The sequence below is a fragment of the Wolbachia pipientis genome (assembly GCA_023052945.1).
Classification (GTDB): Bacteria; Pseudomonadota; Alphaproteobacteria; order Rickettsiales; family Anaplasmataceae; genus Wolbachia.
The window spans coordinates 1,273,985-1,286,813 of record CP095495.1; the positions used below are offsets into that span (position 1 = coordinate 1,273,985).

12 protein-coding genes and 2 pseudogenes are annotated in these 12,829 nt (G+C 35.0%); 8 read left to right on the forward strand and 6 right to left on the reverse strand.

Annotated features, from left to right (window positions below):
• Window positions 1-15 precede the first annotated feature (15 nt).
• Complete coding sequence (locus MWH06_06285) at window positions 16-309, forward strand: helix-turn-helix domain-containing protein (GenBank protein UPA54856.1); 294 nt, start codon at window positions 16-18, stop codon at window positions 307-309.
• 1 nt (window position 310) lies between these two features.
• Window positions 311-673, forward strand: coding sequence for a helix-turn-helix domain-containing protein (locus tag MWH06_06290; protein UPA54857.1), 363 nt, complete (start codon window positions 311-313; stop codon window positions 671-673).
• A gap of 299 nt (window positions 674-972) precedes the next feature.
• Here the strand turns inward: MWH06_06290 and MWH06_06295 are convergent, their stop codons facing one another.
• Window positions 973-2,046 carry a hypothetical protein gene (locus MWH06_06295; GenBank protein UPA54858.1) on the reverse strand — a complete coding sequence of 358 codons (1,074 nt, stop codon included), beginning with the start codon at window positions 2,044-2,046 and terminating at the stop codon, window positions 973-975.
• Between the two features lie 198 nt (window positions 2,047-2,244).
• Between MWH06_06295 and MWH06_06300 the strand changes: the two genes are divergently transcribed.
• From MWH06_06300 to MWH06_06315, 4 genes and pseudogenes are all read left to right on the forward strand, one after another.
• A complete protein-coding gene (locus MWH06_06300; protein ID UPA54859.1) occupies window positions 2,245-3,168 on the forward strand; it encodes a hypothetical protein in 924 nt (307 codons plus the stop codon).
• Between the two features lie 51 nt (window positions 3,169-3,219).
• Window positions 3,220-3,546, forward strand: coding sequence for a helix-turn-helix domain-containing protein (locus MWH06_06305; protein ID UPA54860.1), 327 nt, complete (start codon window positions 3,220-3,222; stop codon window positions 3,544-3,546).
• 67 nt (window positions 3,547-3,613) lie between these two features.
• Window positions 3,614-4,428 (forward strand): annotated as a pseudogene (locus tag MWH06_06310) (transposase).
• Between the two features lie 6 nt (window positions 4,429-4,434).
• Window positions 4,435-4,581, forward strand: coding sequence for a hypothetical protein (locus MWH06_06315; protein UPA54861.1), 147 nt, complete (start codon window positions 4,435-4,437; stop codon window positions 4,579-4,581).
• A gap of 275 nt (window positions 4,582-4,856) precedes the next feature.
• On the opposite strand, the gene MWH06_06320 is transcribed toward MWH06_06315, so the two are convergent.
• The 3 genes from MWH06_06320 to rpmE form a co-directional block, all read right to left on the reverse strand.
• The gene (locus MWH06_06320) at window positions 4,857-6,293 is read right to left on the reverse strand and encodes a hypothetical protein (GenBank protein ID UPA54862.1); all 1,437 of its coding nucleotides are present in this window, start codon (window positions 6,291-6,293) and stop codon (window positions 4,857-4,859) included.
• A gap of 83 nt (window positions 6,294-6,376) precedes the next feature.
• On the reverse strand, window positions 6,377-7,162 hold the full coding sequence (locus MWH06_06325; GenBank protein UPA54863.1) for an NAD kinase: 786 nt from the start codon (window positions 7,160-7,162) through the stop codon (window positions 6,377-6,379).
• A 19-nt stretch (window positions 7,163-7,181) separates the two neighbouring features.
• Window positions 7,182-7,394, reverse strand: coding sequence for a 50S ribosomal protein L31 (gene rpmE / locus MWH06_06330; protein ID UPA54864.1), 213 nt, complete (start codon window positions 7,392-7,394; stop codon window positions 7,182-7,184).
• Between the two features lie 127 nt (window positions 7,395-7,521).
• Here rpmE and fabD point away from each other — a divergent pair, with 127 nt between their 5' ends.
• Window positions 7,522-8,484: an ACP S-malonyltransferase gene (fabD, locus tag MWH06_06335; protein ID UPA54865.1), complete on the forward strand. Its 963-nt coding sequence runs from the start codon at window positions 7,522-7,524 to the stop codon at window positions 8,482-8,484.
• 279 nt (window positions 8,485-8,763) lie between these two features.
• Window positions 8,764-9,738: pseudogene (locus MWH06_06340) on the forward strand (IS110 family transposase).
• A 105-nt stretch (window positions 9,739-9,843) separates the two neighbouring features.
• On the opposite strand, the gene MWH06_06345 reads toward MWH06_06340, so the two are convergent.
• Together MWH06_06345 and gpmI are read right to left on the reverse strand one after the other, a co-directional pair.
• Complete coding sequence (locus MWH06_06345; GenBank protein UPA54866.1) at window positions 9,844-10,932, reverse strand: IS481 family transposase; 1,089 nt, start codon at window positions 10,930-10,932, stop codon at window positions 9,844-9,846.
• 376 nt (window positions 10,933-11,308) lie between these two features.
• Window positions 11,309-12,805 carry a 2,3-bisphosphoglycerate-independent phosphoglycerate mutase gene (gpmI, locus tag MWH06_06350; GenBank protein ID UPA54867.1) on the reverse strand — a complete coding sequence of 499 codons (1,497 nt, stop codon included), beginning with the start codon at window positions 12,803-12,805 and terminating at the stop codon, window positions 11,309-11,311.
• Between the last annotated feature and the right edge of the window lie 24 nt (window positions 12,806-12,829).

Consider the following 12,829-nt stretch of genomic DNA (forward strand, 5'->3'; position numbering starts at 1 on the left):
AATTAGTAATGAAAGGTGGAATTAGGCAAAAAAATAAAGGAACTTAGGTTATACTGTGGTTTGACACAAACTGAATTAGGAAAAAGAATAGGTGTTTCATATAGACAGATACAAAGGTACGAAAATGGTTCAAATTACATTTTAGCCAGTAGACTATATGACTTAGCAAAAGCCCTATCGATTGATGTTGCTGATTTCTTTACCAGTATGCATGCTGACTCACATGAAAGTTACGATGAAGAAATACTAAAACTAGTCAAAGGATATAACGAAATTAAGAGCAAAAGGTTACGTAGTTCTGATACGTAAAATGACCATACAACATCCTATCGATAAGCAAATAGGTGAAAGGATAAGGAAAAGAAGGCTAATGTGTGGTTTTAGCCAAAGGGACTTAGGAAAAAAGCTTGGAATTTCATTTCAGCATATACAAGGATATGAAACTGGAGAGGTAAGGCTTATAGTTGATAGGCTATATAAGTTAGCAGAAGCACTGTCCGTTGATATGTCATATTTTTTTACCAAAGCCTCTGAAGACTTGCATGATAATGCCTTCCGTAGCGATGTGGGCAGCGAAGAAATATCAAGATTAGTAAGAGAATATAGAAAAATTAAAGATGAAACATTGTGTAACATAGTTCATTCAGTAACAAAAGCGCTTGCCAATAAATAATAATATCTAAATGCATCTCTAACCCACTTCTACAAGCAATACTAATCAAGGTAAATTTTTATGGTGATTTTGGGAAGTGTTCATAAGTGTCAAGTTAAAAGCAAATTCAGGGAGTAAAGGTTAGTTCTTGTCTTTCAAGGAGAATCTTGACCAAGTTATGGTAAGTTTTTCACGAAAAATCTTTAAGCTATTAATCTTATTATCTAACATTCCCTAATTTTAATCAAAATTCAAGAACCACTTTATATAAGTCTTTGCAATAGCTTATTCCTCAAGGCTATGTTTTACATAGCCTCCAATTAAGAACGTCCTACAGATGTCGTTTTGGTATCTTTTAATTTGTTTACCCAAGAAAAAGTCTCACTACTTTTAGAATTTTGGTCACCCCACCTTCCACACCTAGTAAAACTGCCTCTTTCTACTGCTTCTTTAACAGACATTCCACCAAATAAACACCCCTGTCCTATGATTTCTCCTATTTTTTGCAACTCATTCCACATTTCTTCATCTTCCACCTCAACTTGTACTTGATGATAGTCTTCTGTATCGTGATATACCATTAAATTTAGCTCTCCTAGGCTAGTGCAAAGTGTTACTGTAAAAGCGCTGTTATCGGATATATCTACATAATTTCTTTTACCGTCTTTCCCGGTTTTGACCTCAACTTCACCATCACCTATTTTTATGATATTACCGCCAAGGTTTAAGTCTCCTTTACTTAAGCCCAAATTTTTTGCACCTTCTACAACTTTGGCAACATCAACTATGCAGCTATGTGAAAATTCAATATAGAAGGTCTTATTATCAATTTCTACATCTTCAACAGTTCCTTCTATAGTAGCGTCTTCTCCAACTTCCCTAAGTTTCTTGAGCCTACTATATATTTGTGGCTCAATTTCTTTTTGCACTTTTTCAGCTATTTTCTTATCAACTTGTACATTAAAATCTGCTCCATGTAAGGCTAACTTTCTGATTATATCTTCTTGTTTATTTTCTTTGAATTCATCACGATACATCTTAAACATTGTAACGTTAGCGAAGCTAAAGCCATTTTTATTGGCAGCATTTATTCTTATTCCTAAATCCAAAGCTTCATCGACAACTTTACTTAACTCGTTTATATTTTTAGCTGCAATAGCTTTTTCCAAAAATTCATTTAGTTTCATATTTTCATATTCACTTAGCCTTATTTTGCATAAAGCTGATTGAAATGGATTGAGCTCCTCAGGATATGTTAAGACAGGTAATTTACTAATCTTTTTATTTGCTGTTGGAGCAGCTTTTATAAAATTAGGTAACAACCCTTCTTTTGCTATTCGCTCTACCGCTTTTAACATTTTACTAGACAATTTTTTACTATTTATTTTTTTCATTGTAACCCTCACTTAATTTCATTACTATTCGATCATAACGTGATAAATGTTATTTAATTGTTAACACTATACGACTTGTTGATTTACTATAAATTATAGTAACAAACTTTACGGGCATTTACGCTAGAAAAACATATCTCGTAAAAATTATTTCAATTTCAATAAAAGTTGGGTACTGTGATTGTAAAATTGAAAGAAATGGATCTCCTGTCTTATTCCACTGCAAAGCTGAAGAAGCATTGTCAGCTACTTGATGATGAAGAAAAAGTAATTCTATATGAGCAGCTGCTAGACAAGGCTAAAGACATACTTGAAAATTCAAGAGATAATGTTTCTGAACTGAAAAAGATCAGTAAAGCTGCTGTAGCAATAGAGGAAACCACCGATCAGCAGTTACTAGAAAAGTTTAATGATGACCACCCGCTAAGAGAAGTGGACATTTTAATCTACTCTCCTCAGGGAAATACTGAACATCTATTCAGCATAGATAACTCGTCAGAGCTTTATGATTTAAAAGAAGATAAGGATAAAGCTCTTTATAATGCAGTAAAATCAAATGATGTTGAGCTTGTAAAAAAGCTGCTAATGATCCTTTTACCTACAGAAGTAGGTAATTTTGATGTAGAATACTTGGAAGAATTGAAAATATTGCTGTCAGGAATTCACAAAGAATTGCAATTATCACAAGATATGAAAAATTATCTTGTAAAGACGATAAAGTTCTATAGTTTTTTATGTAGTAATTTTAGCTTATTAGTTGCAAATCCTACTGATGTAAAAGCTATGATCAATCTATTTGCTACTCAACCAAATATTGATTACCAAATAGATAAGCTTCTGCTTTCTTTTATTGTGAGAGATGTTGAGGAAAAAAAGCTAAATTCTGAAATCAAACACATGATAGAGCTTCTTGAGCAGCATGAAAGATTTGCTGAGCTCGAATATAAGGTTAGAAGATTAAGATCAGAGTTTGCATCTGGCAAAAGCAGATATTCGGCTGAAGTAATACGAAATAGCATTGCAGAACGAGAAAAAGAGATGAGGGAAATTGAGAAAAAATACGTAAGGCCAAACAATTTAATTAGCGAGAGGCAGAAATTATTAAAGCAATTACTTTGCTAGCTTTTTTTCCACTTCATAAAATTTGTTGTAAATTTGAATAAGAGGTGAAAAGTGCAATTAGGTAAAAAGATAAAACAATTAAGGCTAGATCATGGTTTAACGCAGACCGAATTGGGAAAAAGAATAGGTGTCTCATATAGACAGATACAAAGGTACGAAAATGGCTCAAATTGTGTTTTGGCTAGTAGATTATATGATTTAGCAAAAGCCCTATCGATTGATGTTGCTAACTTTTTTACTGATGTGCATGCCGGCTCACATGAAGTTTACGATGAAGAGGTGTTAAAGCTAGTCAAAGGATATAATGAGATTAAGAGCAAAAGGTTACGTAGTGCGGTTTATATATTAGTAAAATCTTTTTCTCAAAAGACCTGCTGAAAAAGGTGATTGAAAAAATGATGTGAGAGAGGTAGAAGAAGAATAAGCAGATCAAGTAAGGAAAAAAATGAGCTTTAGTTACTATAATATGAAAAAATACCCAAGAAACTTTCGTAATATAACAGGTTTAACTATAGAGGAGTTCGAAAAAGTAGTGGAAAAAGTGAGGTCTGGATGGGAAAAACAGAAAAAGTGTCATGGTAGAAGATCAAAACTACCAACTCTGGAAGATAAGTTGTTTTGCGTAATTTTGTACTATCGCACTTACATAACACATAGATTTTTAGGATGCCTATTCAATGTACACAACGCAAATGTATGTAGGTTACTTAAGAGAATAGAGCCATTACTCGCCAAAAAAGTGACTATAACAAAAGATAGAAGTATGACGCCAGAAAAAATACTGAAGATTTTGGCTGATGTTACAGAACAGCAAATACAGAGACCAGAAGATAGTAAAAAACGGAAGAAATCATATTCAGGAAAAAAAGAACCAACACTATGAAAACTGAGATTATTATCGAAGAAGGAGGAAGAATTTTATCAGTGTCAAAGTCATACCGTGGTAGAATTAGTGATTTCCGCATAAGGAAACAAGAAAAATATTTACCACTTGATAGCATAAAACATGCCGATTCTGGATATCAAGGTTGGCAAAAATTGCAAAGCAATGTTATAATTCCATATAAAAAGTATCGTAAAAAGCCATTAACTCCAGAGCATAATAGAAGATTAGCATCATTTAGAATGAGAGTAGAAAACAAGATCCGAGAGATAAAGATATTTAAGATTATGTCGAATGTTTATCGCAATTTTCAGAAAAAATATAACCTGAGGTTCAATATTATTGCTGGTATTGTAAATCTTAAGCACGCCTTTTAGTTAACCTTGATTTTAGTCACCCTCCTTTCCTTTTTTTATCGCTTGATTCGCAGCAGGTCTAAAGAAATAGGCACTGGAATGACAAAAAAAGGAGGCTACTTGGATGACAAAGGAATAGGCACTGGGATGACAAAAAAGGGGCTACTCGGATGACACCTTTGGGCACTGCCGTCATAAAGGAACCAGTGTCAGCTACTCGGATGACAGGAGAAGGAGGCACTGGAATGACAGGAGAAGGAGGCTACTTTCATGACACCATTCTTTTTTCTGGATCCAAGTAGTCAGGGCACTGGGATGACAAAAAAGAGGCTACTCGGATGACACCATGACAACCGTCATCCCGCTACGTGTTAGCGGGATCTATGCCAAGAGATACCGCGAATGAATCGCGGTATGACAGGGTTGCACTAGCTATATCATGCATTTTATTAACCGACACTATAAACAGCGTCCTTACAATTATGAGATTGAACCACAACTTGCTCAAGCGTTAAGCTGCTGCGTTTAGCGTCTTTACTGTGGTTTTCTCCAAGAACCTCTGTTCTTTCTTGTTTTATCTCTTCAATGAATTTCTTGTTAACGCTTTTAGTGTCAATCTTTTCCTGAGAATATATAAGGTTAGTGCAATTTGTTTTTCTATAATAATGCACGCCAAGACATATAATTGATAATGCAAGTATACCTGAGCCTATAAGTAATGATAGTCCTATGTCATTAGTCAAAGGGTTTTGATAAAATTTTTGTACGTTATTAACACCGCCTTCCGCGTACAGCAATAAAGGAAGTGCTATATTTGCAGCAACTACACCGGTCAGTAATGCAGTAAATAGTGGCCTATTGTTAATTACTGATTCTATTTTATTAGTTCTACTAACTACTTTTTCGTCAATGTTAATGAAGTTGTTTTTAGCTTCCCAAGCATTAAATACAAAATTTGAATGAGTGCCATTGCTATATTCCAGTCTTACAGATTTTATAGCTTTATCTTTTGGCTGATGCTCCAACACCTCAGCTAAAATTCCATCCGCATTTTTTTCTTGAGTTTTATGCTCTGCAGTATTTCTAAATTGCTTTATTGCAAAAAGTATTGGACTAATTGCAAGCAACGCAGCAAGTGCGATAACCGGTATAGTGACATAGAGTGAACCGTTTGCAAAAAGTGCAGCAAATTTTGCTTTATCTTGTAAATATACTAAAGCTGCGGATGCGCTAAACATAATAGCAGCTGCACTGAAAATTATGAAGCCCTTCTGCTGAATAGCATATTTTGCCCTTGGCCAGATTCTGTTTGTTTTTTTGTTTTCTGAAGTTGCATTGCTGTTTATGCCAAATTCACTCTCTGAGAGCAAAGACTTCTCAGAGCCATCTTTGCTTTTATATGATGGTAAAGTAGTTGAAGACGTATTGCTAAGTTTGTCACTCAATTCTCCGCTTAACCGTGTGGATGTTTTATCAAGATCAAGATTCTCAGGGTTATCAAATACTGTGTCTTGAGAAAGTGATCTGCTTAGAGTTGAATTTTGTGGCGCGTCAACACAAACCTCATCTTTTGGTTGTGGTGAAAAAGGGGATGGTGGTACTTGAGTATTAAGATTAAGCGAATTTCTGTCTAGTAAAGCTGGATTTTTTGGCGGAACTGGTGGTGCTCCATCACCATCTTTCTGTCGATTTATAGATGTATAAGTAGGATCCGTTTCTTCATCACTTGATTCTTTTCCATATAACCCTTCCTGCGTCTGTCGTGACTTTTCAAGATTTCCTGCTACTTCAGGCGATGGTGGATCTTTTAGTGTTATCTTGCTATTTTCACCTGTTTGTTCGTAAGAAGTTAATTTTACTGTTGATTCTTCGACTGACCCATGCATATTCACTCCAAAATTAATTACTATGCTGCATTGATTACGCTATAGTTATTAAGATGTAGTAAATACCAATTTACGGATAATTATTAGTATAGAAATTGTCTATCAAAGATCCTTTCATTCAGAGGGTAATCTTTGTCAAAGAGCAGAGTGATTGTATTTTCGTGATCTTTCTGTATTTTTATCTGCGATATATCATGAAACTCTTTGTAATCTGATACTACAAGCGCTGGACGATTTTTTGTGTCGTTAATGTCAATTTGTACGATTGTATCGTTTGATATTAACGCTCCATTCCAATGCCTTGGGTAATAGCTATTGATAGAGGTTAATGCAAGTAAATTTGAATTTAGCGGCAAGATTGGGCCACCGGCAGAGAAGTTATATGCAGTGCTGCCTGTGGGAGTAGATAATATTACTCCGTCCCCTCTAAATTTTTCTACTTTTAGCTTATCATTAATAGTGATATTCATCTCTACTATTTGGTTTGCTTTCCTAAAAACATATACTTCGTTTACCGCTATATAGTGGTATTTCTTGCCACTTGTGTCTGTGGCTTCCATTTTTAGTAAAGTTAACTGAGTTGAAGTTGCGTGCTCTATATGATCAATTAAATCTTTAAAGCATTTATTCATCAAAAATCCAACATTGCCGGTATTTATCCCATACACATGCATGTTTTTATTTTCTATGACGTAATTATGCAAGGTACGCAGCATAAAGCCATCACCGCCAACAACTATCAGTAGATCAATTTCGGACTTATTTTCTTCTGTTATATTGATAAAATTAAGTTTCTTTAATAGTTTAGATACTTCCTGCGATTTTAGTGACTCAGAAGCGATATAGCCTATATTTTTGTATTTATGCATCTAAAAAAGAAGCGAAAAACTAGAAAATATCCCCATATTTATCGTTAAACTTAGCTAATTTGCTAGTTTTACTTGCTGACCCGCTTGTCAAACTTCCAGTCCATGCAGGGTGAGTGAGAGGATCCCTATCGAGTTTTATCCTATCTCCCTCCTTTCCATAAGTGGAACGAGTTTCAAACTCTTGACCGTCTGTCATAACGATGGTAACTTTATGATAATTGATTTCTGTCATTGTTGCTTACAACTTTTAGTCAGTTAACATTCTAGTGAACTTAATTCACTAAGTCAATCATTATTCTAAAATATTGACAAAAAATAAATAAAGTAGTATATTTAATAAGGAATAAATAATAGTTATCATGATTTTCGCTTTCCCTGGTCAGGGCTCTCAGTTTGTAGGAATGGGAAAGAGCTTATATAGTGAGTTTTCCGTTGCAAGACAAGTCTTTGATGAAGTAGATAGCATATTGGGTAGAAAGCTGTCTCATTTAATCTTCAACGGTCCTATTGAAGAATTAACCATTACAGAAAACGCTCAGCCAGCTATAATGGCAGTGTCAATTGCGACGCTACGTGTTATGGAGCATAAATCTCTTTTTCCTAGTCATAATGTTAAATATGTTTGTGGGCATTCAGTTGGCGAGTATACAGCGCTGTGTGCTACAGGAGCATTGACTCTTGAGTCTGCAGTCAAGCTGCTGAAAGTTCGCAGCGAAGCAATGCATGAAGCTTCTTTGAAATGTAAAGGTGGAATGGTCGCATTGCTTGGAGCAGAGATAAGCGAAGTAGAAGATATATTGAAATCAACCCAAATTGATGGAGTTTGTGAAATTGCAAACGATAATGGCGGTGGGCAGGTAGTTATAAGTGGTACTGCAGAAGCCCTTGAAATGTTACCTGACTTATTTAAAAACTCAAGTGTAAAGAAAATAATTAAATTGCAAGTTAGTGGACCTTTTCACTCATCTCTTATGAAACCTGCTGATGAAAAAGTTTTGAAATTTTTGGAGGGTATTAAAATAACCCGTCCTATAGTTCCTTTGATATCAAATGTTACAGCTAAAGAGGAGAATGATCCCAAAGTTATAAAAGCTTTACTTGCTAAACAAGTCATAAGCAGAGTGAAATGGAGAGAAATGGTTTTGTATATGGCAAGCCGTGGCATTAACAAATTTGTTGAAATTGGCCCTAATAAAGTTTTATCTAATCTAGTTAAAAGAATTATCAGTACAAAAAGCGTAGGTAGTATTGGTGATATGGATAACTTCTTTAATGAGTCGTTAATATTGACAGCAGAGAATTTAAAAGTTGGGTTAAGTTAAAACACATCTATTTGCCAGCGCGTCTAGCTGGAATGACAGAGGGTAATGCAAGAAATCAACGAACTTGTATCTTGTAAAAAGCATCTAATGTTTTAAGCTTAAGCATTAGATGGAGAAGGGAAGAACTCTGTCAGCGGTCTTAGATATAGAATCTGTGAGGTAGATAAGAGTTCCCTTCTCAAGAGTACAGGCTGGACGGTATCGTAGAAAAACCTAAATGGTTCTAATTCTGTATTCACAAGACTAGCCTTACTTTTCATTTTTAATGGTAACGTATATATGATCAACAACTTTTTAGGCATAGACGTATCGAAAGATCGCTTTGATGTTTTTCTCTCATTTATAAGCAAAAAAGGAAGACATGAAACTAGAAAAAGGAGTTTTAAAAACGAGGATTCTGGGTTTCAAGGTCTACTTAGCTTTCTACAAAAACATAATGTAGAAGAAGTAAAAGCCTGCATGGAGGCTACTGGTTGTTATAGCGAAGCTTTGGCTGAGTTTCTGCACAACGCTGGACATTTTGTTAGTGTTCTTATTGCATAAAATCTTATGCGAGGAGTAAGCTTATACGACAAAAAAATGATCAGACTGATGCAGAAATTATTGCTGATTATTGCCAAAGACAAGAACCAACTCGCTGGACACCACCTGCTCCTGAGTTAAAAAAATTGAAACATCTTTATCGTTGCTCGGCTGCATTAAAAGATGAATTGACATTAGTAAATAACCACCTAGAAAAAAAAGAGAGGCTACCTAAAGAAGTTGCAAATGCTTGGGAAGACCTCGCAATCAACATAGAGCAAAAAATAGAAACAATAAAAAACTCCATACGTGAACTATTAAAACAACACAAAGAATTGTTGGAAGATTTTCAACTCCTATTCAGGTATAGGAGAGAATAGCTATTTTAGCGGAAATTCCTGACATAAAGGCTTTTATACATGCCAGGCAATTGGCAGCATACGCTGGCACGAAATATAACATCAGGTTCATCTGTATATGCCAAGCCCAGATTAAGTAAATCAGGTTCACGAACACTACGTAAGGCAATGTATTTTCCTGCTATAGTAGCTAAAAATCACAATCCTATTATTATAACTTTTTGCAAGAGATTAAAAGAAAAAGGCAAGCATAATATGGCCATTGTGGGAGCTGCGATGCGTAAGTTACTCCATATTGTTTTTGGTGTTCTAAGCTCAAAGAAGGCTTTTGATCCAGAAAAACTATAGGGCTAAGAGGTTGACTGGAGTTTAAAATCAAAAAATGCTTCTAAGCCATCTCATATAAAATGGCATCTTACACGAATTTATTGAATGTAGTTGGTTTGTAAAAGATAAGACTTAATCTGACAGACAAGAATTAACTGACAGAAGAATTGAGGTAGTTAAAACTAATATCAGTCTCTTGTTTAATGCTACTAATATTTTTCTGAAAAGCAATATGTTTGCTATCAAGAAAAGTCTGCATAGGTGTTTTTCCATAGCAGTACTTACCAGAGTGAGGTCTTGTATCATTATAAGAATGCAACCAACAATCAACATCAATCTGTAGATCTTCCAAAGAATTGTAGATTTTCTTTCTAAAGATAATATTGTAACACTCATCTTGCATAGTTCTATGAAATCTTTCACATATGCCATTAGTTTGTGGAGAGTTGGCTTTGGTTCTAGAATGGTCGATATTTTCGATTCCCAAATATAGCTGATAAGCGTGATTTTCTGGCTTGCCACAATATTCCGTACCCCTATCAGTTAGAATGCGTAATAATGGAATTTTCTGCTCATCAAAAAATGGAATAACCCTATCATTGAGAAGATCTTCAGCTGTAATAGCTGTTCTGTCCGTGTAAAGTTTAACCATTGCAACCCTGGAATAAGTGTCAACAAAAGTCTGCTGATAAATTCGCCCTATACCTTTGATATTGCCCACATAATAGGTATCTTGAGAACCCAAATAACCTGGATGTTGCGTCTCAATTTCACCATGAGCTTCCTTTTGTTCTTTCATTTTTTCTAAAGCTGCAAGTTGTTCTTCAGTTAAAATGATTCCGTCTTGAGCTACTTTTGTCTCTAGTGCTTTAAGTCTCTTTTTGAGAGTTTCAAGGTCATTTCTTAGCCATACAGACCTTACTCCTCCCTGAGAAATTATTATACCTCTTTTTCTCAGTTCATTTGCAGCTCTTTCTTGCCCATATGCTGGAAATTCTGTTGCTATACCAATCACTGTTCTTTCTATATTATCGGAAACTCTGTTCGCTAATAGCGGTTTTTTCTTACTTATTTCATGTAATGCTCCCTCTCCTCCATTTTCATATAACTCCTTAAATCGATAAAATGTATCTCTTGAGTATCCCATCACTTTACATGCTTGAGATACATTTCCTAGTTGTTTTGCTAGTTCTAATAACCCTAGCTTTGGTTTTAGTATTTTTGTTTGTATTGTACTCATTTCTAACACTCCTTTCTTTTATTATTTTATAACTTACTTTTTTAAAGTGTCAGATCAAGTCTTATTTAATACAGCTTAAGGTTCAATTTTTATAATTTTTTTTTGACTGACGAGACGGTATCTTCCTGTCATTTCATCAGGTTTCTTAATTCCAAGTAGCTGTAAAATAGTAGGGGCAATATCGGATAACTCCTATGATGTCATTCCAGTGCTTGACACTGGAATCTAATCTTTCACTATCAAAGATATTATTTTTAATATAAGATTACAACTTAATCTTTAATCTGGATTCCAATGTCAAGCACTGGAATGACACCTTTCCGGTGTCTCAAACTACAACAGCTGTGCATATCCAGTTAGAGAGTAATGCGAAAAATTATACAATCAACGAACTACCTGTCATCTCATCAGGTTTCTTAATTCCAAGTAGCTGTAAAATAGTAGGGGCAATATCAGATAACCTTCCGTCTCTTAGTTTTAGATTATCGCAAGACACAATAAATGGCACTTTATTTAGAGTGTGCGCTGTATGAGGTGTATTATTTTCTTCATCGAACATACATTCCACATTACCATGGTCTGCAGTAACAATTAATGCAGTGTTACTTGACTTTTTAACAGCACTCAGCACTTTCGCAAGACAATCATCTACAGCTAGCACAGCTTTCCCGGCTGCTTTTATATTACCTGTATGCCCTACCATATCAGGATTAGCGTAATTTACAACTATCAGTGCGAATTCTTGGGAGTGAATTTTTTCTACAAGCTTTTCTGTGAGCTCAAAGGCTGACATTTCGGGCTGCAAATCGTAAGTTTGAACTTTCGGTGAGGGAATGAGTATTCTTTCTTCACCAGAGAAAGGTTCTTCTTTTCCACAATTGAAAAAGAAAGTCACATGAGCGTATTTTTCGGTTTCGGCGATGCGTAATTGTTGCAATTTATTGTCTGCTATTACCTGTCCTAAAGTGTTAGCAAAAGATATAGAAGGAAAAATATAAGGAATTTTGAGATCTTCTTTATATTTCATCATGCTTAAAATTGAAGAGAGTTTTGCTATTTCAGTATGGTTTGTTTTACTAAGCAAAATACTTGCTAATTGTATCATTCGATCAGCACGAAAGTTAGCCAACAGCACTCCATCTTCTGGTTTTATACCTTGATGGTCACCTATTACTGCGGGCCTGACAAACTCATCAGTTATGTTATTTTGATAACTTTCATCAATCAACGATACTGCATTATCATGACGAGGTGCCTTTGCAAATGCGATAGCCTCATAAGCTTCAATTGTTCTCTCCCACCTGTTATCACGGTCCATAGCATAGTAACGCCCAGAAACAGTAGCAATTCTTATGTCATTTCCCTTTATACTCTTTATAAATTCTTGAATGCATTTTTTTCCTGAATTTGGTAATGTGTCTCTGCCATCTAAAAATGCATGTATCACCACTTTGATTCCATGCTGTGATATTTTATTTGCTAAAGTCGAAATATGCTTTTGATGCGAATGAACACCGCCATCTGACACTAATCCCATTATATGGCATACTCCGTTCTTACTTTTTAGATTACTAATAAAACTTTGTAGATTTACATTGTTTTCTATTGTTCCAATCTCTTGATTAATGCACTGAAGGCTTTGCATTACTACTCTACCACTGCCAATATTCATATGGCCAACTTCTGAATTACCTATTTGACCACCAGGTAACCCAACATCAGTTCCACAGGCGGACAAACTGCATTTTGGATAATTAGAGCTAATATATTGCCAACAGGGTGGATTTGCGTTGCTAATAGCATTATATTTACTGCTTTCTACTCCATTTCCCCAGCCATCTAGTATGCATAAAACGATTGATTTAATGCCCATATAAGATTAACACTAGAATTTCAT